This is a genomic window from Streptomyces sp. NBC_00104, from assembly GCF_045160825.1.
Classification (GTDB): Bacteria; Actinomycetota; Actinomycetes; order Streptomycetales; family Streptomycetaceae; genus Streptomyces.
In genome coordinates this window covers 9,222,066-9,247,797 of record NZ_CP108215.1, presented here as the reverse complement: position 1 = coordinate 9,247,797, position 25,732 = coordinate 9,222,066, and the positions used below count along the sequence as shown (strand labels likewise).

19 protein-coding genes and 3 pseudogenes are annotated in these 25,732 nt (G+C 71.0%); 7 read left to right on the top strand and 15 right to left on the bottom strand.

Annotated elements, in window-relative coordinates; translation table 11 throughout:
* Positions 1 to 137: 137 nt before the first annotated feature.
* The 3 genes from OG272_RS40500 to OG272_RS40490 form a co-directional block, all read right to left on the bottom strand.
* Positions 138 to 1,052 (bottom strand): class I SAM-dependent methyltransferase, encoded by a 915-nt coding sequence (locus OG272_RS40500; RefSeq protein ID WP_405895696.1) that lies wholly within the window; start codon positions 1,050 to 1,052, stop codon positions 138 to 140.
* A gap of 95 nt (positions 1,053 to 1,147) precedes the next feature.
* Positions 1,148 to 1,744: a dihydrofolate reductase family protein gene (locus OG272_RS40495; RefSeq protein WP_327726935.1), complete on the bottom strand. Its 597-nt coding sequence runs from the start codon at positions 1,742 to 1,744 to the stop codon at positions 1,148 to 1,150.
* 179 nt (positions 1,745 to 1,923) lie between these two features.
* Positions 1,924 to 3,636, bottom strand: a complete 1,713-nt coding sequence (locus OG272_RS40490) for a glycoside hydrolase family 6 protein (RefSeq protein ID WP_405895695.1) — start codon at positions 3,634 to 3,636, stop codon at positions 1,924 to 1,926.
* A gap of 378 nt (positions 3,637 to 4,014) precedes the next feature.
* Between OG272_RS40490 and OG272_RS40485 the strand changes: the two genes are divergently transcribed.
* The 3 genes from OG272_RS40485 to OG272_RS40475 all read left to right on the top strand — a co-directional run bounded on the left by OG272_RS40485 (position 4,015) and on the right by OG272_RS40475 (position 10,869).
* On the top strand, positions 4,015 to 6,930 hold the full coding sequence (locus OG272_RS40485; protein ID WP_328224357.1) for a glycoside hydrolase family 48 protein: 2,916 nt from the start codon (positions 4,015 to 4,017) through the stop codon (positions 6,928 to 6,930).
* Between the two features lie 166 nt (positions 6,931 to 7,096).
* Positions 7,097 to 9,766 (top strand): cellulose binding domain-containing protein, encoded by a 2,670-nt coding sequence (locus OG272_RS40480; RefSeq protein WP_405895694.1) that lies wholly within the window; start codon positions 7,097 to 7,099, stop codon positions 9,764 to 9,766.
* A 188-nt stretch (positions 9,767 to 9,954) separates the two neighbouring features.
* Positions 9,955 to 10,869 carry an endonuclease/exonuclease/phosphatase family protein gene (locus OG272_RS40475; protein ID WP_327726938.1) on the top strand — a complete coding sequence of 305 codons (915 nt, stop codon included), beginning with the start codon at positions 9,955 to 9,957 and terminating at the stop codon, positions 10,867 to 10,869.
* Positions 10,870 to 10,941: 72 nt separating this feature from the next.
* Here OG272_RS40475 and OG272_RS40470 read toward each other — a convergent pair whose 3' ends face one another.
* Positions 10,942 to 12,807, bottom strand: coding sequence for a rhamnogalacturonan lyase (locus tag OG272_RS40470; RefSeq protein ID WP_327726939.1), 1,866 nt, complete (start codon positions 12,805 to 12,807; stop codon positions 10,942 to 10,944).
* A gap of 39 nt (positions 12,808 to 12,846) precedes the next feature.
* Positions 12,847 to 13,839: a helix-turn-helix transcriptional regulator gene (locus OG272_RS40465; protein ID WP_405895693.1), complete on the bottom strand. Its 993-nt coding sequence runs from the start codon at positions 13,837 to 13,839 to the stop codon at positions 12,847 to 12,849.
* 39 nt (positions 13,840 to 13,878) lie between these two features.
* Between OG272_RS40465 and OG272_RS40460 the strand changes: the two genes are divergently transcribed.
* Positions 13,879 to 14,430: a hypothetical protein gene (locus OG272_RS40460; RefSeq protein ID WP_405895692.1), complete on the top strand. Its 552-nt coding sequence runs from the start codon at positions 13,879 to 13,881 to the stop codon at positions 14,428 to 14,430.
* 55 nt (positions 14,431 to 14,485) lie between these two features.
* Here the strand turns inward: OG272_RS40460 and OG272_RS40455 are convergent, their stop codons facing one another.
* The 3 genes from OG272_RS40455 to OG272_RS40445 form a co-directional block, all read right to left on the bottom strand.
* On the bottom strand, positions 14,486 to 15,226 hold the full coding sequence (locus tag OG272_RS40455) for a class I SAM-dependent methyltransferase (protein ID WP_327726943.1): 741 nt from the start codon (positions 15,224 to 15,226) through the stop codon (positions 14,486 to 14,488).
* Between the two features lie 5 nt (positions 15,227 to 15,231).
* Entirely contained in the window at positions 15,232 to 15,537 is a 306-nt protein-coding gene (locus tag OG272_RS40450) for a 4a-hydroxytetrahydrobiopterin dehydratase (RefSeq protein ID WP_326574775.1), read from the bottom strand.
* Positions 15,538 to 15,682: 145 nt separating this feature from the next.
* On the bottom strand, positions 15,683 to 16,750 hold the full coding sequence (locus tag OG272_RS40445; RefSeq protein WP_327726944.1) for an ADP-ribosylglycohydrolase family protein: 1,068 nt from the start codon (positions 16,748 to 16,750) through the stop codon (positions 15,683 to 15,685).
* A gap of 36 nt (positions 16,751 to 16,786) precedes the next feature.
* Here OG272_RS40445 and OG272_RS40440 point away from each other — a divergent pair, with 36 nt between their 5' ends.
* Positions 16,787 to 17,632, top strand: coding sequence for a helix-turn-helix domain-containing protein (locus OG272_RS40440; RefSeq protein WP_405895691.1), 846 nt, complete (start codon positions 16,787 to 16,789; stop codon positions 17,630 to 17,632).
* Positions 17,633 to 17,635: 3 nt separating this feature from the next.
* Here OG272_RS40440 and OG272_RS40435 read toward each other — a convergent pair whose 3' ends face one another.
* A complete protein-coding gene (locus OG272_RS40435; protein ID WP_405895690.1) occupies positions 17,636 to 18,079 on the bottom strand; it encodes a hypothetical protein in 444 nt (147 codons plus the stop codon).
* A 193-nt stretch (positions 18,080 to 18,272) separates the two neighbouring features.
* On the opposite strand from OG272_RS40435, the gene OG272_RS40430 reads away from it, so the two are divergent.
* Positions 18,273 to 19,136 carry a helix-turn-helix transcriptional regulator gene (locus tag OG272_RS40430; RefSeq protein WP_327726947.1) on the top strand — a complete coding sequence of 288 codons (864 nt, stop codon included), beginning with the start codon at positions 18,273 to 18,275 and terminating at the stop codon, positions 19,134 to 19,136.
* A gap of 35 nt (positions 19,137 to 19,171) precedes the next feature.
* Here the strand turns inward: OG272_RS40430 and dnaK are convergent.
* A pseudogene (gene dnaK / locus OG272_RS40425) lies at positions 19,172 to 19,396 on the bottom strand (molecular chaperone DnaK); the annotation flags it as partial.
* Positions 19,397 to 19,438: 42 nt separating this feature from the next.
* Between dnaK and OG272_RS40420 the strand changes: the two are divergent.
* Positions 19,439 to 19,603 (top strand): annotated as a pseudogene (locus OG272_RS40420) (IS200/IS605 family accessory protein TnpB-related protein); the annotation flags it as partial.
* 24 nt (positions 19,604 to 19,627) lie between these two features.
* Here the strand turns inward: OG272_RS40420 and OG272_RS40415 are convergent.
* The 5 genes and pseudogenes from OG272_RS40415 to OG272_RS40395 all read right to left on the bottom strand — a co-directional run.
* Positions 19,628 to 19,876 (bottom strand): annotated as a pseudogene (locus tag OG272_RS40415) (Hsp70 family protein); the annotation flags it as partial.
* A gap of 146 nt (positions 19,877 to 20,022) precedes the next feature.
* Positions 20,023 to 20,451, bottom strand: a complete 429-nt coding sequence (locus tag OG272_RS40410; protein WP_326574785.1) for an OsmC family protein — start codon at positions 20,449 to 20,451, stop codon at positions 20,023 to 20,025.
* 90 nt (positions 20,452 to 20,541) lie between these two features.
* A complete protein-coding gene (locus OG272_RS40405) occupies positions 20,542 to 22,353 on the bottom strand; it encodes a DUF2201 family putative metallopeptidase (protein ID WP_405895689.1) in 1,812 nt (603 codons plus the stop codon).
* Entirely contained in the window at positions 22,350 to 23,411 is a 1,062-nt protein-coding gene (locus tag OG272_RS40400; RefSeq protein ID WP_326574789.1) for a MoxR family ATPase, read from the bottom strand. The genes OG272_RS40405 and OG272_RS40400 overlap by 4 nt, the downstream gene beginning before the upstream one ends.
* 149 nt (positions 23,412 to 23,560) lie before the next feature.
* Positions 23,561 to 25,687: a phage holin family protein gene (locus OG272_RS40395; protein WP_405895688.1), complete on the bottom strand. Its 2,127-nt coding sequence runs from the start codon at positions 25,685 to 25,687 to the stop codon at positions 23,561 to 23,563.
* Between the last annotated feature and the right edge of the window lie 45 nt (positions 25,688 to 25,732).

Genomic DNA, 25,732 nt, shown 5'->3' with positions numbered 1-25,732 from the left:
GGGCGGTGCTGACACGGACCACCGGCCGCTGGCCACCGGCGGCCGACCACCTACCACCGACCCGCCTGCCACCGACCCGCCTACCGCCCGCCACCGACCCGCCCGCCGCCGCGCCGCTCCGCGCCCGCACGCCGAGATCACAGCTGAGCCAGATGCACCGTGTGGGCCGCGAGGACGAAGAGGTCCGTGCGGTGGTACAGGCTCGCCTTGTCGTCGGGGTCGAGGAGCCGGTCGATGGTCGCGAGGTCGGAGGCGTCGAGGAAGTCCGCGAGGATTCCCCGGCCGCGCCGGAACGAGGCCACGGCGTAGTCGCGGGCGGCCTGCGGGACCGGGGCCGGCAGGTCCAGCAGGAAGGTGCGGGACGTGGCGTCGCGCAGGCCCACGGCGGCCATCAGCCCCGGCCAGTCCTCGCTCTCCGGGACGCTGCCGGGCAGTTCGGCCCGCATCTCGGTGAACCAACGGTCCTCCGCCGCGTCCATCCGGGACTGCAGCCCGGGGCGGCCGATGCCGATGTCGCGCGGCAGGAACCGGCTGGGCAGCCCGCCCTCGACGAGTGCCAACGTGCCGCCGGGAGCGAGGCGTTCGGCGAAGGCGGCGAGTGCGGCGCGCTGGTCACCGAGGTGGTGCAGGCTGCGGCTTGCCCACAGCAGGTCGGCGGGATATGCCAAGTCACCCAATCCGTGCGGCAGTTCGGCCTGCAGGGTGTCGAACCGGTCGGCGAGACCCAGGCGTTCGGCCCGGGCGTCGGCCCGCTCCAGCAGAGGGCCGGAGCCGTCCAGGGCTACGACCCGGGCGCCGGGGAACTCGTCGGCCAGCAGACAGCTCACGACCCCGGGTCCACTGCCGACGTCGACGACCAGTCCCGGCTCGGGCTGCCGTGCGGCGACCCAGGCGGCGGCCTGCCGGTTCAGCGGCGCGAACAGCTCAGCCTGCCCCTCCAGATGCTCGGCCAGCTCGGCCCAGTCGATGTCGGTACGGTCGTGATGGCCGTGGTGGTGGCCGTGGTCGTGGCCCTGCTCGTGCCGACCCTGGCCGTGGTGGTGCTGTCCCATGACGGTGAGCCCTCTCTTCCGGGTGCCGCCAGCCTGCTCCGACGCACCGGAGAGCAGCAAGTCCCCTTGCCGTATCGGCAAATCCCCGTGCCGATTCAGCCCTTCTCGGCCACCCGGTAGACACAGACGTTCGCGCCCGTGCCGCTGGTGGTCGTGGAGACCAGCTCCAGGGGGTGCTTGGCGCCGTCGCCTGGGAAGATCGTCTTTCCGCCGCCGAGCAGGACCGGCATGACGATCAGGACGAGCTCGTCGGCGAGGCCCTCGCCGAGGAGGGTGCGGGCGAGGGTCGGGCTGCCGATGACGAGCAGGTCGCCGCCGTCGGCCTCGCGGAGTTCACGGATGTGGGCGACGGCCTCCTCGCCCGGGATACGCGTGGTGTTCTGCCAGGTCAGCTCGGAGTCGGCGAGCGTCGCGGACACGACGTACTTGCGGATGGAGTTCATCCGGTCGGCGAAGGGGTCGCCCGCCCGGTCGGGCCACGCCGCGGCCATCATCTGCCAGGTGCGGCGCCCGTACAGCAGCGCGTCCGCCTTGTTCAGCGCGGCGTCCCAGGCGCCGCCCACGACCTCCGGGTCGAAGAACGGGTGCGTCCAGCCGCCGTGGGCGAACCCGCCCTCGGTGTCCTCGTCGGGACCGCCGGGCGCCTGCACGACACCGTCCAGGCTCATGAACTCGCAGATCACGATGCGCATGGGGTTCTCACTCCTCGTTCTCGCACGGGCTTACGGCGATGAAGACCGCCGCACCGCGCGGAACTCATCGCACCCGCCCACCCCGCCATCGTGTCGCGCCTCACACAGACCTGCCACCGGTCCGCCAGGGGCTGGGGAAGCAGAGCTGACCCCTGGCGGACCGGTTCATCCGAGCGTGCTCAGAGCGCCGGGTACGCGTTCTGCATCAGCTGCTGGAACTGGGCGGAGAACCAGTGCCCGGAGATCGGCGCGTTCGCCAGGGCGCCGGACATGTTGTTGTTGTTGCGCGGGTTGCCCGTATACGTCGGGTCGCACATGCGGTCGAAGCCCTTGCCCTCGTCGTTCGGGATGGCGGAGCTGGACCCGTCGGACTCGCCCGGCGGCTTCATCCACACGTAGGCGTCGATGCCCGGCTCGGGGGAGGCCTTCGGACGCTCGCCGAGGCCGGCTCCGGACTGGTTGCACCAGTTGCCCGTGTTGAGGCGACGGTCGTAGCGGCCGCCGTCGACATAGGTGTCCACGCTGGTCGTGGCGCCGGGACCGGTGGGCCGGGCACTGCCGCCCCAGCCGTTCCTGGAGGTGTCGATCAGCATGCCGATGTTCGAGTTGAAGCCGACCGAGACGAGCTGGTTGCGGAAGGCCTGGGCGAAGGACAGCTCGTCGACGTAGCGGTTCCAGTCGACCCACTTCGACTCGCGGACCGACTTGCCGGCCACGGAGTCGTTGATGGTGAAGTTGTTCTCCTTGAGGGCGCTGTAGTTCGCCGTGTTGGTGATGAAGCCGTGGACGTCGTTGACCGTGGCGCCCTCGGCGGTCGCCGCCTCCTTGAACGTGGTGGCGGAGGCGCCGAAGTTGTCGTCCCAGCCGATCCAGCCGTGGTGGCCGGCGTCGACGTAGTTGTAGACGTTCCCCACGTCACCGAGCTTGTTGAGCGCGTAGCCGACGCCCTTGACGTAGTTGCCGTTGGCCTTCATCACATCGCACTGGGGGGTGGCCGTCGGGCGGCTGCCGGTGTTGGTGACGAGGTTGGGCAGCGAGTCGATCTCGACGGTCGTGACGATGCGCAGGCCGGCGTACTTCGGGTCGGCGAGGACGGCCGCGATCGGGTCGATGTACTCGGTCTTGTAGCGGCCGATCTCCGTCGGGCCCAGCTCACCGTTGGAGGCGAGCGCCGCGCAGTCACGGCCGGGCAGGTTGTAGATCACCAGCTGGATGGCCAGTTCGCCCGACCCCTTCTGCCGCAGCGCCTCGTCGAGGTGGTCGCGCAGCCCCATGCCGCTGCCCACGCCCTCGATGGCGGCGATCCGGTCCAGCCAGACGCCCGTGGGCTGGTTGGAGATCCGGCTGCCGCCCGGCTCGGCGGCGGCCTTCGCGGACCACTCGGGGTTCACGTACACCTTGGCACCGGTGTACGGGTTGTCCACCTTCGTGCCCGGTGTGCCCGGGTCCGGGTCGGTGCCGCCACCGCCGCCGTCGTCGACGTTGCAGGTCACGCCGTCGAGCGTGAAGGTCGTCGGGAGGGCGTTGGTGCCGCTGTAGGTGGCGTTGAAGCCGAAACTGACCGAACCGCCGGTCGCCAGCGCGCCGTTGTACGTCTCGTTCGCGGCGGTCACCGACGTACCGCTCTGCGTGATCCGGGAGTTCCAGCCGTTGCCGACCTGCTGGTTGCCCGCGTACGACCACTTCACGGCCCACGAGGTCTTCGCGGCGCTGTTGTTGGTGATCGTGACGGCGGCGGTGAAGCCGGTGGACCACTGGTTCTGCACCTTGTAGTCGACCGTGCAGGGGATCGCCTGGGCGCCGACGTCGTCCGGTACGGCGGCCATGGAGGTCCCGGCGGCGCCGGCGACCAGCGCCAACGCGGCCAGGAGTGCTGTTCTGGTACGGCTCATGAGTGCGGGTTCCTCTTCCGTAGTGGGGTGTACGAGGAGGAGTCGTCGCGCTGTCGCCGAGGCGAGTAAAAGACCTGAACACTGGGGGTGTTCTCTGAGCGGCCCTCGCAGCTCGGACGCGTCTGGGACGAACGCGTCGACTGATGGAACCGCTCCCACTGGTGCTGGTGAAGGTAGCGCCAAGTGACGGTAAAAAACAGAGGTGTTGCGTTATTGCGTTCGACGAATCTTTTCTCCCTGATCGAATCATTTCGACTCTTCAAACACCTTGACCCTCTGCGGCCCCCTCCTCAATATGGGAGCGCTCCCACTGGTTCAAGGCTTGTTGTTGCTGCTCCGCCCCCACCTTCGTAAGAGCCGCACGGAAGGAACCAGAGCATGCACCCCAGAAGGAGACGCCGTGCCACGCGGCGCCTGTGGACCGCCGTGGTGGCGGCCCTCGTCCTCCCCGTGACGATGCTCAGCACGGGTTCGACTCCCGCCAGTGCGGCGGCAGTCGCCTGTAACGTCGACTACAAGACCAATGACTGGGGCTCGGGATTCACCGCCGAGCTCACGATCAGCAACCGCGGCACCGAGGCCATCAACGGCTGGACCCTGACGTACGCCTACGCGGGCAACCAGACGCTCTCCAACGGCTGGAGCGGCACCTGGTCGCAGTCCGGCAAGGCCGTGACGGCGAAGAACGCGTCCTGGAACGGGACGATCGCCGTCGGGGCCGCGGTGACCACCGGTGCCCAGTTCACCTACAGCGGCACGAACGCCGCGCCGACCGACTTCGCGATCAACGGCACCAGTTGCGTGGGCGCGCACCAGCCGCCGATCACGGTACTGACCAGCCCGGCGCCGGGCGCGGTGTACTCGCAGGGCACCGCCGTTCCGATGGCGGCCACCGCCGCCGCGGCGGACAGCGCGACGGTCACGAAGGTCGAGTTCTACGACGACACCACGCTGCTGGGCACGGACACGACCTCGCCGTACACCTTCTCGGCCACCGGTTTGACCGTGGGCAGTCACTCCCTGGTGGCCAAGGCGTACGACAGCCTGGGCGCGTCGGCGAACTCCACACCGGTCGGCATCACGGTCGCCTCGGGTCCCGCCGTGGTGGTCTCGCCGACCCAACTGGGCGTGCGTCAGGGCCAGTCGGGCACCTACGACGTGAAACTTTCGACACAGCCGTCGGGGAACGTGACGGTGACGACCGCGCGGGCGTCCGGCAACACCGGGCTCTCCGTGACGGGCGGCGCGTCGCTGACCTTCACGTCGTCGAACTGGAACACCGCGCAGAAGGTGACCATCGGCGCGGGCGCGTCCGGCACCGGCTCGGCGGTCTTCGACTCGACGGCCACCGGCCACGCCAAGGCCTCGGTGACCGTGACCCAGCTGGCCGCGTCGAGCACGTACGACGAGCGCTTCCTGGAGCTCTACGGCAAGATCACCAACCCGGCGAACGGCTACTTCTCCCCCGAGGGCATCCCGTACCACTCGGTGGAGACGCTGATCGTCGAGGCGCCGGACCACGGCCATGAGACCACCTCGGAGGCGTACAGCTACCTCCTGTGGCTGCAGGCCATGTACGGCAAGGTGACGGGCGACTGGTCCAAGTTCAACGGGGCCTGGGACATCATGGAGAAGTTCATGATCCCGACCCACGCCGACCAGCCGACCAACTCCTTCTACAACGCCTCCAAGCCGGCGACGTACGCACCCGAGCACGACACCCCCAATGAGTATCCGGCGCAGCTCAACACCGGTGTCTCGGTCGGCCCGGACCCCATCGCCGCCGAGCTGAAGAGCGCGTACGGCACGGACGACGTGTACGGCATGCACTGGCTGCAGGACGTCGACAACGTCTACGGCTACGGCAACTCGCCCGGCAAGTGCGAGGCGGGGCCGACGGACACCGGCCCGTCGTACATCAACACCTTCCAGCGCGGGCCGCAGGAGTCCGTGTGGGAGACCGTCCCGCAGCCCACCTGCGACCAGTTCAAGTACGGCGGCACGAACGGGTACCTGGACCTGTTCACCGGTGACGCGTCGTACTCGAAGCAGTGGAAGTTCACCAACGCCCCGGACGCCGACGCGCGTGCCGTACAGGCCGCGTACTGGGCGGACATCTGGGCCAAGGAGCAGGGCAAGGGCGCCGACGTCTCCGCGACCATCGGCAAGGCCGCGAAGATGGGCGACTATCTGCGCTACGCGATGTACGACAAGTACTTCAAGAAGATCGGGAACTGTGTGGGCGCCACGTCCTGCCCGGCCGGCACCGGCAAGGACGCCTCCCACTACCTGATGTCCTGGTACTACGCGTGGGGCGGCGCCACCGACACGGCGGCCGGCTGGGCCTGGCGGATCGGCTCCAGCCACACGCACGGCGGCTACCAGAACCCGCTGGCCGCCCACGCCCTCGCCAACTACGCCCCGCTGAAGCCCAAGTCGACGACCGGGCAGGCGGACTGGGCCAAGTCCCTCGACCGGCAGATCGAGTTCTACCGCTGGCTGCAGTCCGACGAGGGCGGCATCGCGGGCGGCGCCACCAACAGCTGGGCGGGTCGGTACGCCACTCCCCCGGCCGGGACGCCGACCTTCTACGGCATGTTCTACGACGAGAAGCCGGTGTACCACGACCCGCCGTCCAACCAGTGGTTCGGCTTCCAGGCGTGGTCCATGGAGCGGGTCGCCGAGTACTACCAGCAGACGGGGAACGCCGGCGCGAAGACCGTCCTCGACAAGTGGGTCGACTGGGCGCTCTCCAAGACGACGATCAACCCGGACGGCACGTACCGGATCCCGTCCACGCTGCAGTGGTCCGGTGCGCCCGACACCTGGAGCGCGTCAAGTCCCGGTGCCAACGCGGGACTTCATGTCACCGTCGCCGACTACACCGACGACGTGGGGGTGGCCGCCGCGTACGCCAAGACGCTGACGTACTACGCCGACCGCTCCGGTGACGCCGACGCGGCCCGGGTCGCGAAGGCACTGCTCGACGGCATGTGGGACCACCACCAGGACGGGCTCGGGATCGCCGTCGCGGAGACCCGGGCCGACTACAACCGGTTCGACGACCGGGTGTACGTGCCGAGTGGATGGACCGGGACGATGCCGAACGGCGACGCCATCAACTCGTCGTCGACGTTCGACTCCATCCGGTCGTTCTACGAGGACGATCCGGCCTGGTCGAAGATCGAGGCGTACCTGGCCGGTGGCGCCGCGCCGTCGTTCACGTATCACCGGTTCTGGGCTCAGGCGGACATCGCCTTGGCCATGGGTTCGTACGCGGAGCTCCTGGAATAGAGCCGCCGAGGTCGCACGACGGCTGACGGCCGACGGCCGTCTGTGGCTGGTCGCGCCCACGCGGCGGTAGCCGCAAATCGAGCACAGCCCCGCGCCCCTTCGGGGCGCGGGGTGCTGTGCCCTTTTCTGAGAACTTCCCCCCACTCGTCAGGAGAGGACCCCCACGGTGCGAAGAACCCGCATCCTCACCACCGTCCTGGCTCTCGCGGCCGGCCTGCTCGCCGGATCCCCACCCGTGATCGCCGCCGAGAAGGCCGGAAAGAATGACACGTCGGTGTCCATCGCCGCCGACACCTACACCTGGAAGAACGCCCGGATCGACGGCGGCGGCTTCGTGCCCGGCATCGTCTTCAACCGTAAGGAGCGGAACCTGGCGTACGCCCGTACGGACATCGGCGGTGCCTATCGCTGGGTGGAGTCGTCGAAGACGTGGACGCCGTTGCTCGACTCGGTCGGCTGGGACGACTGGGGGCACACGGGTGTCGTGAGCCTCGCCTCCGACTCGGTCGATCCGAACAAGGTGTACGTGGCGGCCGGTACGTACACGAACAGCTGGGACCCGGGGAACGGGGCGATCCTGCGGTCGTCCGACCGGGGCGCGAGCTGGCAGAAGGCCGACCTGCCGTTCAAGCTGGGCGGGAACATGCCGGGGCGGGGCATGGGCGAGCGGCTGGCCGTGGACCCGAACCGGAACAGCGTGCTGTATCTGGGCGCGCCGAGCGGCAAGGGGCTGTGGCGGTCGACGGACTCGGGGGCCACCTGGTCGCAGGTGACGAACTTCCCGAACGTCGGCAACTACGTGGCCGACCCGTCCGACACCAGCGGGTACTCCAGCGACAACCAGGGCATCGTGTGGGTCACCTTCGACGAGACCACCGGTACGTCCGGGAACGCGACCAGGACCATCTACGTCGGGGTCGCCGACAAGGACAACGCCGTCTACCGCTCGACGGACGCGGGGGCGACCTGGTCGCGGGTGGCCGGGCAGCCGACCGGATATCTGGCCCACAAGGGCGTCCTCGACGCGACGAACGGCCATCTGTATCTGTCGTACAGCGACAAGGGCGGGCCGTACGACGGCGGCAAGGGCCGGCTGTGGCGGTACGCGACCGCGACGGGCACCTGGACGGACATCAGCCCGGTGGCGGAGGCCGACACGTACTACGGCTTCAGCGGGCTGACCGTCGACCGGCAGGATCCGGGCACGGTCATGGCGACGGCGTACAGCGCCTGGTGGCCCGACACCCAGATCTTCCGCTCGACGGACAGCGGCGCGACCTGGACCCGGGCCTGGGACTACACGTCGTACCCGAACCGTTCGAACCGCTACACCATGGACGTCTCGTCCTCCCCCTGGCTGACCTGGGGCGCCAACCCGTCGCCGCCGGAGCAGACCCCCAAACTCGGCTGGATGACCGAGGCGCTGGAGATCGATCCGTTCAACTCCGACCGGATGATGTACGGGACGGGAGCGACGATCTACGGTACGGAGAACCTGGGGAACTGGGACAGCGGCGGCCAGTTCGCCATCAAACCGATGGTGCAGGGCCTGGAGGAGACGGCCGTCAACGACCTGGCCTCGCCGCCGTCCGGTGCCCCGCTGCTCAGCGCGCTCGGTGACATCGGCGGATTCCGGCACACGGATCTGACGAAGGTCCCGTCGATGATGTTCACGCAGCCGAACTTCACGACGACGACCAGCCTGGACTTCGCCGAGTCCACCCCCAACACGGTGGTGCGCGTGGGCAATCTGGACTCCGGTCCGCACATCGCGTTCTCCACGGACAACGGCGCCAACTGGTTCGCGGGCACCGACCCGTCGGGCGTGAGCGGCGGCGGCACGGTCGCGGCGGCCTCGGACGGCAGCCGGTTCGTGTGGAGCCCGACGGGCACGGGCGTGCAGTACGCGACGGGCTTCGGCAACGCGTGGTCGGCGTCGAGCGGCATCCCGGCCGGCGCGACCGTGGAGTCCGACCGGGTGGACCCGAAGACGTTCTACGGCTTCAAGTCCGGGAAGTTCTACGTCAGTACGGACGGCGGCGCCACCTTCACCGCGTCGAACGCGACCGGCCTGCCGAGCGGCGACAGCGTGCGCTTCAAGGCGCTGCCCGGGGTGAAGGGCGATGTGTGGCTGGCGGGCGGGGCGACGGACGGGGCGTACGGCCTGTGGCACTCGACGGACGGCGGCGCCACCTGGAGCAAGCTCTCGGGCGTCGAGCAGGCCGACACGATCGGCTTCGGCAAGGCGGCCACGGGAGCCTCGTACCAGACGCTCTACACCAGTGCCGAAATCGGCGGTGTCCGCGGCATCTTCCGCTCGACCGACAAGGGCGCGACCTGGACCCGGATCAACGACGACGCCCATCAGTGGGGTTGGACGGGTGCGGCGATCACGGGTGACCCGAGGGTGTACGGGCGGGTCTACGTCGCGACCAACGGGCGCGGCGTCGTCTACGGCGACTCCTCGGACACGGGCGGCGGGGGCGGCGGTACGGATCCGGACCCCGAGCCGACGGGAGCCTGCGCGGTGACGTACAAGGTCACCAACGAGTGGTCGGGGGGCTTCCAGGCGGACGTGCAGCTGTCGAACACGGGCACGAGCGCGTGGACCTCCTGGTCTCTCGGCTGGACCTTCCCCAACGGCCAGAGCGTCTCCCAGATCTGGAACGCCGCCCACACACAGTCGGGTTCGGCGGTCACGGCCAGGAACATCAGCTGGAACGGCACGGTGGCGGCCGGTTCGTCGGTGAGCTTCGGTTTCACCGGAAGCCGGTCGGGGACGAACGGCAGACCGACCGCGTTCACACTCGGTGACCAGTCCTGCACGGTGACCTGACACCCGAGCGGGACGGGCAGAGGGCGCGCGCCCGGGTCGGCGCGCGCCCTCTTCGAACGCTCGGGTATCCGCGCTCTCTTCGAGCCGTGTACACCTCGATATATCGACATGTTCATGCCTAACATGGAAAGCCGTTCCACACTGATGTGCGCACGACTCGCCCGGAAGCCGCCGCAGAAGGAGCCTCAGTGCCGAACCACAGACGAGTCACGCGTCGCCTCAGCCTGCAGACCGCACTCGCCGCGGCGGTGCTGCTGCCCCTGTCCCACGCCGGGCTGTCCGCCGAACCAGCCGTCGCCGCGGAGGAGGAACCCGCCATCGCCCCCCGTCTCGACACCATGTCGTTCAATCTGCGGTACGCGAACACCACCCGGCCCAACAGCTGGGCCGTGCGCAGGCCCGTGATGCGGGCACTCCTGCGGCAGGAGGCACCCCACGTCATCGGCACCCAGGAAGGCCTCCACCAGCAGCTGCTCGACATCGAGACCGACCTCGGACCGCACTACCGCTGGATCGGCACCGGTCGCGCGGGCGGCAACCGCGACGAGTTCATGGCCGTCTTCTACGACACCCGCCGGCTCGCGCCCGTCGAGCACCAGCACTTCTGGCTCTCCGACACTCCGGAGGTGCCCGCGTCGAACACCTGGGGCGGCGGCTCCATCCGTATGGTCACCTGGGTCCGCTTCCGCGATCTGCAGGACGGCGGCAGACAGTTCTACGTCCTCAACACCCACCTCGACAACGCCAGCCAGTACGCCCGCGATCGCGCCGCGGCCCTGATCGCCCGGCGCATCGCCGGATTCGACCCGTCGCTCCCCCTCGTCGTCACCGGCGACTTCAACGTCGCGGCCCACAGGAACACGGTCTACGACACGATGCTGGGCGCCGGGCTCGTCGACAGCTGGGACACGGCGGCCGAGCGCGGCGACCTCTACGCGACGTTCCACGGCTACCGCCCGCTGACCCCGGGCGGCGACCGCATCGACTGGATCCTGACCACGCCGGGCGTCACGGCGCACCGGGCGGCCATCAACACCTACGCGTCGAACGGCCAGTTCCCCAGCGACCATCTGCCCGTACAGGCGTCGCTGACGCTGGGCTGAGGACCTCACCGTCCCACCGGAGACCGTGGGCGGGCCGGGCGCGCCGAGCCCTGCCCGCCCACGGACCGGTTCCTACGGCGTGTACACCGTCGGCCGGGGCGCCGTCGGCATGTTGTGGCCGATGAAGAAGCTGGTGTGCGGAGGCTGGTTGTAGGCGGTGTTCTGCCAGGCCAGACCCGTGCGGTACATCGGGTCGTGGAGCAGGGTCGTGATCTTCGTGCTCGTCTCGATCGGGGTCGAGTAGATCCGCAGGGCCGTGTTGCCGCTGGTGCGCCAGACGACCTCCTCACGCCAGTCGCCGAGGATGTCGCCGGAGAGCGCGGGGGTGGCCTTGGTGCCGTTGTTGGAGGCGACCCCGGAGCCGGTCAGCAGACGGGTGTCGGAGGAGGTGCCGTACTTGTCGATCCGGGTGCCGTCGAGGAGTTCGCGGACCGGGTCGCCGTCCCACCAGGAGAGGAAGTTGACGGACGAGGGCTCGCGGCCCTTCGTCGCGCCGGCCTCGTCACGGATGGACGAGTCGGAGGCGGACCACATCTCGGGCCCGTCGTTGCCCGCGTAGACGTCCCCGGCGACTCCCCGGCCGTTGTCGCAGCAGGCGGCGAGCTGCCAGCGGACCGCGCCGCTCGCGGGGTTGATGTACAGCTCGGCGGGCTGGGAGGTGGACTCGGAGACCTTGAAGTACTCCAGGCCGGAGGTGGACGCGTCGAGGTCGCCGAGGTGCTGGGCGTCGCCGTGGCCCGTCCTGGTGGTCCACAGACCGTTGCCGTTGTCGTCCACGGCCATCGCGCCGTACACGATCTCGTCCTTGCCGTCGTTGTCGACGTCACCGACGGAGAGACTGTGCGAACCCTGGCCGTCGTAGCCCCGGCCGGAGTTGGTGGAGGAGCTGGTGTCGAAGGTCCAGCGGCGGGTGAAGGAGCCGCCCCGCCAGTCCCAGGCGGCGATCACCGAACGGGTGTAGTAGCCGCGCGCCATGATGAGCGAAGGCCTGGCACCGTCCAGATACGCCGTCCCGGCGAGGAAGCGGTCCACGCGGTTGCCGTACGAGTCGCCCCAGGACGAGACCGTGCCGCGGGCCGGGACGTAGTCCACGCTCTGCATCGCCCTGCCGGTCTGGCCGTTGAACATGGTCAGGTACTCGGGGCCCGACAGGATGTAGCCGCTGGAGTTGCGGTGGTCGGCGGAGGAACTGCCGATGACCGCTCCGGTGCCGTCGACCGTGCCGTCCGCCGTCTTGGCGGCGATCTCGGCCCTGCCGTCGCCGTCGTAGTCGTACACCTGGAACTGCGTGTAGTGCGCGCCCGAACGGATGTTGCGGCCCAGGTCGATACGCCACAACCGGGTGCCGTCGAGCTTGATGCCGTCGATGATCGTGTTGCCGGTGTAGCCGGACTGGGAGTTGTCCTTGGCGTTCGTCGGCTGCCACTTCAGGACGAACTCCAGGGCGCCGTCGCCGTCGAGGTCGCCGACGGAGGCGTCGTTGGCCTCGTAGGTGTACGCGACGCCGTCCGGGGTGGTGCCGCCGGCGGGCGCGCTGATCGGGACGTCCTTGTAGCCGGTGCGGAGTTGGACCGCGTGCACCGAGTCGCTCTGCTCCACCCCGTTCACGATGGCGCGGACCGTGTAGTCGGCCTGGGCGGGGGCGCCGGAGTGGAAGTAGTTCGTCGAGCCGGTGACCGGAGCCGAGTTGACCTTCGTTCCGGCCCGGTAGACGTTGAAGGACACGTCGTTGGGGTCGGTGCCCAGCCAGCGCCAGCTGACCAGGTTGCCGCTGTCGACGTGCACGCTGACCACGCCCCGGTCGAGGGCCTCGACCTGGCGGGCGGTGGCGGCCTCGGCGGGCGTGCCGGTGAACGTGGTGAGTCCGGCGGCGACGAGCGCCGCCGTCACCAGCGAGCGCAGGGCTCGGCGTCTGTGGTGCCTGTGCGGGTGCTGCACGTGACGAACCTCCAGAAAGGACGGACGGGTTCCGCACTCTCAGTCGCCGCCGTTCCCGGCCACGTTGCCGTATCTTTCGGCCAGTTCGGCCACGGTCCGGGCGATTCTTCCGCGCAGTTCGGCCGGTTCCAGCACCTCGATGTCCCCGCCCAGACGCAGGAACTCGCCGTGCGCGCGCTCGACCGACTCGATGGGCACGCGGACCGTGGTCCACCCGCCGTCCCCCGCACGCCCATCGTCTCCCGCACGCCCGTCGCCCCCGGTACCCCCGTCGACCCGTACGGCCCCGGAGAGGGTCACGCCCGGCGCCAGCCGGACCACTGCCTCGCCCCGGTGCAACCGGGCATGGAAGTCACGCTGGTACGCCGTCCAGTACGCGGCCAGGTCGAAGTCGTCCGGGCGGGTGAACTCCTCGTCGGGGGAGGTGAGTTCGAGGATCTGGTCGACCCGGAAGGTGCGGGGCCCCGGGCCCGCGACGACGTACCAGCGGCCCGCCTTGAGGACGAGGCCGTACGGTTCGAGGCGGCTGCGTACGTCGGTGGGCTCCGCCCAGCGGCGGTAGAGGACGTACAGGACCCGTCCGTTCCAGACCGCGTCGGCGACCGCGGGCAGGAACGGGGTGTCGTCGCCCTCCGCGTACCAGCCGGGGGCGTCCAGGTGGAAGCGGCCTGCGACCCGGTCCGCGTGCGCCCGCAGCTCGACGGGCAGGGCGGCGCGGACCTTCAGCCGGGCGGCGGCCAGCACCGCGCCGAGACCCAGTTCGGCGGCCGGGCCGGGGGCGCCGGCCAGGAACAGGGCCTCGGCCTCGTTTCTCGTCAGACCGGTGAGGCGAGTGCGGTAGCCGTCGAGGAGGCGATAGCCCCCGGCGTGGCCAGCGTCGCCGTACAGCGGGACGCCGGCCGCGCCCAGCGCCTCCACGTCCCGGTAGACCGTACGTACCGACACCTCCAGCTCCTCGGCGAGCTGGGCGGCGGTCATCCGGCCCCGGGTCTGGAGCAGCAGGAGGATCGAGACGAGTCGGCCGGCCTTCACTGACACAGGATGGCAGGGAAGCGGCCCTAACGTGCCGCCATGCCCTTCACCGAGAAACTGCTGACCGTGCCGCCGCCCGTCGAGGTGGCCGGCCGTCGGATCAAGCGCTACCACGTCACCGCGGACCCGGCCGGCATCGCGCCCGAGGTCGCGGAGGCGGCGTACGCGATCCTCCCGGAACTGCTGCCGGAGCCGGACTCGACGACACCGCCCGCGACCTTCGTCGTACTGCACCGGGGCGGCGGCGACGGCGCCTACCTGAACGTCTACAGCTGGGTGTGGGACAACGTCCTCCACTTCGCCGGCGCGGCGGCGGGCCAGCCGGTGCTCGGCTGCCCGGACACCGACCCCACACACTTCGTCGCCACCGACCGGCCATGGATCGGATGCGTCTGGGAACTCCCCCCGATCCAGCACGAGCGCGACGCCTGGGTGCGCCACGTCCTCACGCCCCAATACCCCGACCTCGACGCCTACTTGGCCGATTCCCTGCCCGCCGGGACCACCGGTAAGGCCGGGACCACCGGTAAGGCCGGGACCACCGGTAAGGCCGGAGCCACCGGTACGGCAACGGCGGGGCGAGTCGGCTGACCAGCTGGGTCAGGGAGTTCAGGCGGACGACGGTGTCCTGACCGGCCGACCGCCCTCATGCCTTGCGGAACGCCCGCAGCGTGAACTCCGGGTCCGGGCGCGCCCGGTCCTGGTCGGGCAGGGCGGCGAGCCGTACCGCGAAGTCATCGGCGAGCGGGTCGCCGGGCGGCAGGGTGACGAACCAGCCGCGGCGCAGGTCGGCGAGGGTCCGGCGGGGGCTGCGGCCCTGCCCGCGTCCTGGAAAGCGGGCCTGTCCGGCGGTGCGCAGTCCGTGTTCGTCGGCGTACTTCTCGACGGCCGCCGAGGGGTCCGTGGCCGGTGCCCGGGGGCGCCGGGCGAGGACGGCGTCGATGTCGCTGCCGACGTTGTGGGAGGCCCCCTTGTCGACGGTGGTGACGTAGACGCCACCGGGCCGCAGCACCCGGGCGCACTCGCCGACCACGGCCCGTACGTCGTCGGGGCCGCGCAGCAGATGCAGCAGCCACACGCTGGTGACGGCGTCGAACTGCCCGTCGCGGAACGGGAGTCGGCGGCCGTCACCGATCACGACGGAGCCGGGCAGCCGGGCGGCGGCCCGGCTCGCCATCGCGTACGTGAGGTCGACGCCCGTGACCCGCATCCCGTCCCGCGCCGCCGCGAACCGCCGGGTCACGATCCCGGTGCCGCAGGCGATGTCGAGCAGTCGGCGGGTGCCCTCGGGGACGAGGCCCAGTACGGCGCGGGCGGCGGCCTCGGCGCGGGGTTCGCCGCCGCGCAGGGCGTCGTAGTCGCCGGCCTCCTTGTCGTAGTCCAACACCCGCCTCAGCTCGCCCCGTGGCCGGGCGCGAGCGCCTCCACCCTGCGGGCCAGCTCGAAGTCCTTCTCGGTGACGGCGCCGCCCGCGCTGTGCGTGCTGATGGTCAGCGACACCGTGTGGTAACCGAGGGTGAGGTCGGAGTGGTGGCCGAGTTCCTCCTGTGTCTGTGCGATGTGCACGACCAACGCGGTCGCCGCGAAGTGCGAGCCCAGCCGGTAGGAGCGGGCGATCCGCCCTCCGTCCAGCGACCAGCCGGGAAGCTCCGTCAGCCGGTCCTCGATCTCCTTCTGCGACAAGGGTTCGACGGGCATGGCCCACTCCTTCCGAAACGTCCCCTCCGTCGTGACGTGCGGTCCCTCTCAGCGTGCCACAAGCGGGCCGCCGAGTCCCTGGTCAGACGCCCGGCCGACGGCCCGGGGCGTACGCATCCGGCCGCGCGAACGACGTTCGGCCGCATCAGATCCGTACGCACTCCGCCGCGAAGTCGTCCGCGAGGACGGTGATCTCGGCACGGCCCTCCGTCGCCGCCACCCACTCCTGGGGCAGCCCGTGGTCGCCGTAGTGGGCGCCGAGGAGGTTGCCGCAGAGGGAGCCGGTGGAGTCGCTGTCGCCGGAGTGGTTGACGGCCAGGAGCAGGGCCTCGGTGACACTGTGCGCGGCGAGGGCGCAGTACAGGCCCATGGCGAGGGCCTCCTCGGCGACCCAGCCGGCGCCGAGGGACTCGACCTTCTCGGCGGTCGGGGCGCCCTCGGCGGCCAGGTCGAGGGCGCGGGTCAGGGCCGCGGTGGTCTCCTCGTGGCCGGGGTGGCGGGCGAGCAGCCGCAGCGCGCGGAGCACGGCGCCTTCCAGGGACTCGTCGGCCATCAGGTGCGCGACGATCGCGGCGAGGGCACCGGCCGCGTAGTAGCCGGTGGGGTGGCCGTGCGTCATCCGGGCGCTCTGCACGGCCCGCTCGAACGCGGTCTCGGCCGGGACGCGGGCCAGCCCGAAGGGGGCCGAGCGCATGACCGTGCCGCAGCCCTTGGAGTCCGGGTTGATGGGCCCGGGCCGTCCCGGCGGGACGGCGGGTTCGGATCGGTACGGCTTGGCGAGGCCGGACAGACAGGCGTTGCCCGGGGCGCGGCGGGCGTACAGCCACGGCCGGGCGGCGAGGCCGGAGACGGCGCGCGGGTCGGGGCCGGGCTGCCGCTGGGTGTCGAGCCAGCGGCCGTAGGCGCCCCGGACCAGCTCGGACCAGACACCGTCGACGCCCTTGAGCCGCTCGTGCTCGTGGGCCTGGTGGAGGCCCTCGACGGTGAAGAGGGTCATCTGTGTGTCGTCGCTGACCCGGCCCACGACCCCGTCGCCGTCCGGTACGAGACCGGTCACGCCGCGGTCTCCGTACGTGGAGCGGATCTGCGCCAGCGAGGAGAACTCGACCGGATAGCCGAGCGCGTCCCCGACGGCGCCGCCGAGCAGGCACCCTCGTACCCGTGCCCGGTAGACGGCGGTCGCCTCCCAGGACGGGTTCCACGGGTTGTACACGAGCCACTCCTCGATCGCCTCGGTTACGTTTTTCGCATGACCATTGTCCCGACCGGTTCCCCGGGCCGTCCCCCCACCCCTTCCGACCGGGGCGCGGGCCCGCTGCTGCGGGCCTGGCGGGAGCAACGGCGGGTCAGTCAGCTGGAGTTGGCGCTGCGCGCCGGTTCCTCGGCGCGCCACATCAGCTTCGTCGAGACGGGCCGCTCCCGCCCGAGCGAGGAGATGGTGCTACGGCTCGCCGAGCACCTGGAGGTACCCGTGCGGGAGCGCAACGCGCTGCTCCTCGCGGCCGGTTACGCCCCGCACTACCCGGAGACCCCACTGGACGACCCGTCGATGGACGCCCTGCGCGAGGGCGTGGAACGGCTGATCGAGGGCTACGAGCCGTATCCGGCGCTGGTGATGAACGCGATGTACGACGTGATGGCCGCCAACCGGGGTATCACGATGCTGCTGGACGGCGTTCCCGAGTCGCTCCTCGTGCCGCCGCTCAACGCGATGCGGCTGACGCTGCACCCCGAGGGCCTGGCGCCACGCATCCGGAACCTGCGGGCCTGGCGCGGGCATCTGCTGGAGCAGATGGAACGCCAGATCGCGCTGCGCCGCTCGGCGCCGCTGCGCGCGCTGTACGAGGAGGTGGCGGCGTACCCGCTGCCGTCGGGCACGACCGACGACGAGCCCGGCGAGGGGCCCGGGGCCGAGGCGCGCGCCTACTTCGCGCTGCCGATGCGGATCGAGCACGAGGGCCGGGTGCTGTCCTTCATCTCCTCGGTCTCCACGTTCAACACCCCCATGGACGTGACCGTGGCCGAGCTGGCCATCGAGACGTTCCTCCCGGCCGACCCGGCGACGGTCAAGTACCTTCACGCGCTGATGTTCTGACGCTCACTCAACTGATGTCCGGTTCCCGGCCGCGCGGAGGGCGGTGTACTGCGCCGCCGCGAACCCGGCCACGGTCAGCGCCTGGAGCAGCGTCCACACCGCGCCCGCCGTGCTCGGCGTCAGCCACAGCACCAGGGCGACGAGGCTGAGGACCGTCCACGCGAGGTTCGCCTCGATCACGGCCCGTACGGCCGGCGCGGGCGGACGCTCGCGCGAGGCCACCAGGGCGACGCCCGCCGCGTACACCGCGAGAAACGCGCCCAGGGCGACGAGCAGTCCGGAGTCGACGCCGAGGAACCGGCCGAGAGGTCCGGCCGCGAGGAGGTAGGCGAGCCCGTTCGCCCCGGTCACCACCGCGTCGCCTGCCAGGAAGCGGCGCAGCATGGTCCGGGGGTCGGTGGTCCGGGCGAGCACGGCGAGCCGGGTCGTGGGGACGGGTACGGACATGGGCACATCACTCTCCGTCGACATGGTGGTCGGGTTCCGTGACACCACCCTGTCGCGCGGGGTGTACCGCCGTCGATTACCTCCGAGGTCATGGCTCCCCGTACCTTGTGAGGTCGGGTTCCGGCCGGCCCTGTGAGATGTCACCGGAGCATGACAGACTGTTCGCACATCTCGGCGCGTGGGGAGGCGTGGCGTGAGTGAGCGGCGGCCCGCGCCCACCGTGGGTCAGGTGGTGCTCGGAAGACGGCTCCAGGAACTGCGGGAGGCCTCCGGGCTCAGGCGCGAGGAGGCGGCGCAGGTCCTCCGGGTCGCTCCGGCGACCGTGCGGCGCATGGAGACGGCCGATGTGGCGCTCAAGATCCCGTACGTCCAGGTCCTGCTGACGACGTACGGCGTCGCCGAGCCCGAGGTCGCCGCGTTCGTGACGCTGGCCGAGGAGGCGAACAAGCCGGGTTGGTGGCAGCGGTTCCACGATGTGCTGCCCGACTGGTTCAGCGTGTACGTCAGCCTGGAGGGCGCGGCGCATCTGATCCGGCAGTACGAGCCGCACTTCGTGCCGGGAATGCTGCAGACCGAGGAGTACGCGCGGGCCGTGATGGAGGCCGGGACCGTCGGCCAGACCGGTCCCGAGACGATCGAACGCCATGTGTCGCTGCGGATGGCCCGGCAGAAGCTCCTCACCCAGGAGAAGCCGCCGCACCTGTGGGTGATCATGGACGAGACGGCCCTCATGCGTCCGGTGAGCATCCGCTCCCAGGTGATGCGGGACCAGATCGACCGGCTGCTGGAGATCACCGAGAAGGACCACGTCATCCTTCAGGTGTGCGAGTTCGCCAGCGGGCCCCACCCGGGCACCTACGCCCCCTTCTCCCTCTTCCGCTTCGCCGAACCCGAACTCCCCGACATGGTGTACACCGAGTACCTCACCGGCGCCCTCTACCTCGACTCCCGCACCGAGGTGGCCCTCCACCTCGAAGTCCTCGACCACATGGCCGCCCACGCGGCTTCCGCCGAGCACACGAGAGAGATCCTGCGGCACTACCGCGAGAGGTACTGACCCCGGCCGCTCGCCGGGTACGGTCCGGCCCCGGCCTACGCCGCTCCCCCCTTCGGCCCCTTCTCGTCGTCCACGATCTCCGCGTCGACGACGCCCTCCTCCTCGGCGGGGCCGGACGGCGGCTCGTCGGCCGGGCCGGGCGGCGGCTCGTCCGCCGGGCCGCCGGAGGCCGCGGCCGCCGCGTACATGGCCTGGCCCATGCGCTGGCTGACGGTTGCCAGGTGCTCGGTGGCGGCGCGGAGGGCGGCGGTGTCCTCGGGGGTTTGGAGCTGCTGCCGCTGGAGTGCGTTCAGGAGCGTTCTGTTCCTGGGCGTGAGGAACCCCGCCGCCGCATTCCCGGACCACGGACACGATCCGTGCCGCCCGGACGCGGAGAGAACGCGGGCAACCAGAACGCCCAACACCGTCCGGGGCGTTCGGCCGAGCATGAGTTCTGGCAACAGGACTCACTCCCGCTCAGTCTCTAGGAACGGTTTCCAGGAGGCGTTTCAGGACTCGACCTCGGCTCGGCTGTCGGCGGGGACGCGCTCGGTGTTGTCGCGGAGGAACTTCTCCGTCCGGTGGACGAGTTACTCGGCGTGGTTGCGCGTCTCGGCGGCCTCGCGGCACCGGCGGTCGTCGTCGGCGTACTGCTCGGCCTCCCGCATCATGCGGTCGATGTCGTCCTCGGGGAGGACGGAGCCACCCGTCACCGTCATCTTCTGCTCGCGGCCGGTGGCGAGGTCCTTCGCCGAGACGTGCGGGTTCGTCGTACCGAGATCGACCCCGACCGCACGCCCCATCGCCGTCCCCTTCCAGCAGGATTCCGCAAGGTTCCGCCAAGTGTCCCCACCACCAGCACAAAACTTGAGTGGGCTCTTGTCAATGGGGCGTGCGAAGCAGTCGGTCAGGCCAGCTTGGCGGAGAGGGTGATCGGTACGGCCTTGAGAGCCTGGCTGACGGGGCAGTTCACCTTGGCGTCCTCGGCGGCGGCCACGAAGCCCTCCTCGTCGAGGCCGGGCACGGTGCCCTCCACGGTGATGTGGATGCCCGTGATGCCCTCGCCCGGCTGGAAGGTCACGTCGGCGGAGGTGAGGAGCTTGGTGGGCGGGGTCCCGGCACCGGCGAGGGCGTGGGAGAAGGCCATGGAGAAGCAGCTGGAGTGGGCGGCCGCGATCAGCTCCTCGGGGCTGGTCTTGCCGTTCGCGTCCTGGGCGCGGGAAGCCCACGTCACGGGCTGCTCGGCGATGGCACCGGAGGAGTCGAAGGTGACGACACCGTTGCCCTCGAGCAGGTTGCCTTCCCAGACGGTGTGTGCGGAGCGCGTGGTAGCCACGGTCATTCCTTTCGCATGTGGTTCCCGGTTGCCGTTTCCTGGTTCCGGGTTGCCTGCCCCCATCCGATCACACTCCGGGCGGTCCGAGCCTCATCTCACCCTGAACACCGGCCCTCGCGCGGTGAACGGCAGACGAGCGCCTTGTGGAATCAGATACGCGTGCTCACGCCGCACGCGCAGCACGTCGCACCAGCCGTCCGTGATCACGAGGACCGGCGCGCCCGGCGGGAAGTCGTCGGCCCGGTGCAGCAGGTCGATGCCCGGCTGCAGCACCGTGCCGCCGCGCCCGTGGACGCGGACGCGCCCGGCGATCTCGGTCACCGGGAGAAAGCCCGCGTCGTGCGGGGCGGCGTCGCAGAACACGACCCGGGCGGCCGGTACGTCACGGGCCTCGGCGTACGAGGCGATCGCGCCCAGCGCCTTGCCGAGCAGCGTCCGCTCCATGGAGCCGGAGGTGTCGAGGACGACTCCGAAGGTGCAGCGGGCGACCTCCTCGGGCGGGAAGTACCGTCCGGCGCGCGGAATGTCGGGAGTGGCCGACTGACGGCGCGAGGAACGCGCATAGGTCCGTACGGCCTGCGGTGTGGGAACGAACTCGTCGAACCAGCGGGCCAGTCGGGCGTCCCAGGGCAGCGGTGGGTGACTGAGGGCACGGATCTCCTCGACCAGCCCCGCGGGCAGGAAACCGCGCTCCTGCCGCTCGTGCAGATCGAACCCCCGGGCGAGGCCCCGGCGGTAGAACTCGTCGAGGTCCACGTAGTCGCGGGGCGCGCCGAGCGGGCCGCCGAGGATGTCACCGGCGCCCTTGCCGCGCAGGGTGGACAGCCGGCGCGTCCGGCGCGGGTCGCCGACGATCCGGTCGTACACCTCCTCGGCCGACAGTCCGGCCAGCGCGGAGTCGTACAGCAGTCCGTCGGGCATGGTGCCGACCTGCATCTCGCGCAGCCAGTCGTTGATGACGTAGTCGGCGGCGACGTTGAACAGATACGGGTCGCGGGTGCCGCAGCGGTCGCCGTGGCGCAGGGCGGCGTGCAGCATCTCGTGGGCGAGGATGAACCGCCATTCCTCGTCCTCGAACTGCCGGAGCGGGTTGATGTAGATCTCGCCGGCCTCCGCGTCGACGGCCGCGACGGAGATGCCGTGGGCGTGGGCGAGTTCGACGTCGGCGACGATCCGGATGCCGGCCGCGATGCCGCCGAGCAGCGGGTAGGAGGAGATGAACCAGCTCAGCGCCTTCTCCCAGGGCCGCTTGCGGGTCGGCTCGTCGTAGAGGGACTCGCGGCGGCCGCCGGCCATGTCCATCGCGGCGGACATGGTGCTGGTGAGGGCGTGCGCGAAGGCGAGCTGCCAGTCCGGGGGCTGTCCCTGCCACTTGGGCCGGGTCAGGAGGAGCTGGTCGGGTTCGCCACCGGCCGTGCCGCAGTGCCCGTACGCCGCCGGGAGCCCGTCGCGGCGCCAGCGGGCGGCGAGTCGTGTCTCGTCGCCGTCCGGATAGCCGGCGGGCAGGTTCTCGGGGGTGAGGCCGACGGGGAACGTGAGCAGGAAGCGGTTGACGGCCACGCAGCGGGCGGCGAGGTCGAACCGGTCGGGCTGCGCACGTTCCCCCTGGGCCGCCGGGACGTGCCCGAAGCCGAGGTGGAGGGCGGCGTGGGCGATGGCCCAGGCCCAGGCGTCGGGTGCGGCGAGCCGGTCGGGGTGCGCGTGCAGCACGCCCTCGGAGTCGACGCGGACGAGGCCGTCGCGGGGCGCGAGAGCGCACTTCTCCTTGCGGCAGGTGTCGAAACGGACCGCGTACAGCGCGGAGTTGGCCCGCACCGTCGTCAGTCCGGCCTCGAACGCCTCGTCGGCGAAATCCCGTTGCGTCTTCCGCTTGTGCTGCCCCTTGCCGCCGGCCGCGCTCACCGGCGCGCCTCCACCAGCCGGGGCATGTCCCGGGCCGCCTCGACGAGGAACCAGGCGGGCAGCACGGGGTTGCCGTCGGTACCGGCGGCGATGACGGTCTGGGCGACCTCGACGGAGATCTCGGCGAGCTGCACGAGCAGGGACTTGGCGCGGTACGCGGTCTGCCGCCCGTTCGCCGACATGTGCTGCTTGCTCGCGGGCAACTCCTTGATCAGCCGGCCGCGGAAGGAGTCGGCGAGGTAGTAGAGCAGGTCGCGGTCCTCCAGTCGGTGGGGCCAGCCGGCCTCGCCCTTGAGGATCGCCTCGATGCCGAACCGGCTGCGCACGATCTTGACGTAACCGCAGAAGGCGACCGCGTGCGCGGGCGTGAGCGTGCCGTGCGCGAGGACCTTCAGGGTCTCCTCGTCGAGGTCGCGCCCGAAGGAGTGCAGCGCGTCGGAGAGCATGTGCCAGGAGCGGGGCGTGGAGAACGGCTCCTCGCTCTTCGGCGGCTTGGACCACAGGTGGTCCGGGCGGTCGGTGAGGTGGTCCAGGACCCAGGGGTGGATGCCGCTGCCCTCCGCCCACCCGAGCCAGTCCTTCGCCGACGCCTGGAGGTGGACGTGGGTGAGGCGGTTGACCAGGGCGGAGGCGATGGGGCGGGCGAGGGCGTTGTCGGTGGCGCGGTTGCCGGCGCCGATGACGATCGACCCCTTCGGCAGCTCGTAGTTGCCGATACGGCGGTCCAGGATCAGCGAGTAGAAGGCCTTCTGCACGTCCGGGGTGGCCGCGTTCAGCTCGTCCAGGAACAGGCAGTACGGCTCGTCGCGGGCGATCGCCTCCGGCGGACAGAACACCGAGCGCCCGTCGCGGATCTGCGGTACGCCCATCAGGTCCTCCGGCGCGAGCTGCGTGCCGAGGAGGCTCACGCACTCCAGGCCCAGCGACTCGGCGAAGGCCCTGACCAGGGAGGACTTGCCGATGCCGGGGGCACCCCAGACGAAGACGGGGCGCACGGTGGCGAGGCCCAGGAGCAGCTCGGGGATACGGGAGGGTGTGACGGTCACGGCGGCCTGCAAGGCGGGGGCTCCATGGGTGTGCGAAAGGGGCGCGCGGGTGTGCGGCGTCCGATGCGAACAGTGTGGGCCGGTCGCCGCGCTCGCCGCAGCCGGTTTTCTGCGGGCCGGGCGCCGCGCTCGCCGCAGCCGGTTTTCTGCGGGCCGGGCGCCTACGCGTCTGCCGGGTTCTGTTCTTTGGCGGGCGCGGATCCGTCGTGGCTTGTCGCGCGGTTCCCCGCGCCCCTGTGGGGCGCCCTGTCGTGCGCCAGCGGTACCTGGGGGCCGTTCGACTCGCGCAGCCATCGCCTCAGGACCTGGTGGATCTTCTCCGCGCCGACCAGTTCCTCGTCCTCCTCCGCCGGCTCGGACAGGGCCAGCGGCGACATGAGGAAGGGGCGGGACTGGCAGCCGCCGAGGCCGCCGTGGGAGCCGATCTGTTCCTCGAAGGCGAGGACCTCGCCGTCGGCGGGGTCGTACCAGGAGTTGACCATGATGTCGGCGGTGTGCGGGAAGCCGTGCGTGCGGCGTACGGCGTCGGCGGCGCCGGGGCCGAAGTCTGCGAGCGGGCCCGGGTGTTCGTCGCTCAGTTCGGCGACCGGGATCTCCGCGCCGTGCGCGCCGAGGACGACGCCGCCGTGCTCCTCGCTGCGGACGAGGAGGAAACCGATGCCCGGGTGGTTGGCGAGGGTGGCGAGCAGGGCCGGGTGGCGGGCGTCGATCTCCTCACGGCTCATCCGGTGGGAGACGTCCGGGAAGGAGACGAGGCCGAGGTTGCCGGAGGCCAGGACGATCGGCTCGGAGCGGCGCGTCGGCCGGTACTCCTCGACGCCCTCCTCGACCGGGATGCGCAGCGCGGCCCGTACGGCCGCCCGTGCCTCCGCGCCGCTGTGGGTGCGCTGGGCCCGGCGTGGCACGGGCAGGCCACAGCCGGCGCGGACCAGGTCGCCGAGGGTGAGCCCGTAGCGGCCCAGGAAGGTCTCGCCGGGGCTCTGGCCGTGATCGGAGAGCAGGACGATCCGGTAGGCGCGCGGGGCGTGTTCGGCGACCTGGGCGATCAACGCCAGGGATCGGTCGAGGCGTTCGAGGATCTTCGCGGCGTCACGGCTGTGCGGGCCGGAGTGGTGGGCGACCTCGTCGTACGCCACCAGGTCGGCGTAGATCGCCGCGCGGCCCGCGAACATGTCCCCGATCACGGCGGAGACGACGACATCGCGCTCGATGACGGTGGCGAAGGCGCGGATGAACGGGTAGAGGCCGCCGCGCTTGACGCGGGGCCGCTGGTGGGCGAACCGGGCGCGGGTGGACTGGCCGATCTCCCGCAGGACGTCGGCGACGAAGGACATGGCGGTGCGGACGGCGTTCGCCGGGTCCGAGAAATAGGCGAAGTACCCGGCGCGGGAACGGTTCTGCCGGCCCCGGCGGGCCGCGATCGACAGCACGAGCGCGAGCTGGTCGGCGCCGCCGCTGAAGAGGTTGCCGCGGCTGGCGCCGTCGACGGTGAGCAGACCGCCGTCGCCGGTGCGGTCGATGGCCCGGCGCTGGAGTTCGGCGGCGCTGGAGGGCCGGTTGCAGACCATCACCTCCCGGGTGTCCTTCTCGTACCAGCGGAAGGCCGGCACGTCGTGGTTGGTGCCGTGCAGGATGCCGAGCTGGCTGGCGCCGGTCTGGCTGGACCAGTCGGTGTGCCACGGGGTGAGCCGGTGGGTGGGCCGGGGGCGGGGCGTCCCGGCCGGCGGAAGGGGTGGCAGAAGGCCGAGCCACTCGGCCACGGTCGGCATGAGGCCCTTCTCCGTCGCCGCCTCCAGGACGTCGTGGCCGACGCCGTCGAGCTGGAGGAAGACGGTGCCGGGTCCGGCGGGCCCCGGGCGGCCCTCGGCGTGCCTGCGGCGGCGGTCGGCCAGCCGGTACAGGCGGCGCCGGTACGCGTCGTCGTCGCGTACGGCGAGGGCGCCACCGGTGGCGGAGGCGACGGCGGACATCACCGCGGCGACCACCACGGCGGTCTCGGGCGCGGCCTCACCCTGTCCGGAGGGGCTGATCCGCAGGGCGAGGAGGAGGAGCGAGCCGTTGAGGAAGAAGACGAGCAGGCCGAGGACGAGCGCCGGGACGAGCAGCAGCGCCCGCACCAGCAGCGGCCACACGAGCGAGGACAGCAGACCGAACGCGCCGGCGCCGAAGGCCGCGGTGACGGCGATCTGCGTGGCGCTCTCGCCGGTCTCCGACTGCAGCCGGAAGTCGGGCAGCGCGCCCGCGAGCACCAGCATCGTCAGCGTGGACACCGCCCAGACGGCGAACATCCGCCAGACCCCGCTCAGTACCCTTCGCCAACGACCACCGCCCAC

What these genes read in the sequence shown, in the direction of transcription:
- OG272_RS40500 (WP_405895696.1), bottom strand. Translation starts at nt 1,052, where the DNA reads ATGGGACAGCACCACCACGGCCAGGGTCGGCACGAGCAGGGCCACGAC.
- OG272_RS40495 (WP_327726935.1), bottom strand. Translation starts at nt 1,744, where the DNA reads ATGCGCATCGTGATCTGCGAGTTCATGAGCCTGGACGGTGTCGTGCAG.
- OG272_RS40490 (WP_405895695.1), bottom strand. Translation starts at nt 3,636, where the DNA reads ATGAGCCGTACCAGAACAGCACTCCTGGCCGCGTTGGCGCTGGTCGCC.
- OG272_RS40485 (WP_328224357.1), top strand. Translation starts at nt 4,015, where the DNA reads ATGCACCCCAGAAGGAGACGCCGTGCCACGCGGCGCCTGTGGACCGCC.
- OG272_RS40460 (WP_405895692.1), top strand. Translation starts at nt 13,879, where the DNA reads ATGCCCTTCACCGAGAAACTGCTGACCGTGCCGCCGCCCGTCGAGGTG.
- OG272_RS40450 (WP_326574775.1), bottom strand. Translation starts at nt 15,537, where the DNA reads ATGCCCGTCGAACCCTTGTCGCAGAAGGAGATCGAGGACCGGCTGACG.
- OG272_RS40440 (WP_405895691.1), top strand. Translation starts at nt 16,787, where the DNA reads ATGACCATTGTCCCGACCGGTTCCCCGGGCCGTCCCCCCACCCCTTCC.
- OG272_RS40435 (WP_405895690.1), bottom strand. Translation starts at nt 18,079, where the DNA reads ATGTCCGTACCCGTCCCCACGACCCGGCTCGCCGTGCTCGCCCGGACC.
- OG272_RS40395 (WP_405895688.1), bottom strand. Translation starts at nt 25,687, where the DNA reads ATGTTCGCCGTCTGGGCGGTGTCCACGCTGACGATGCTGGTGCTCGCG.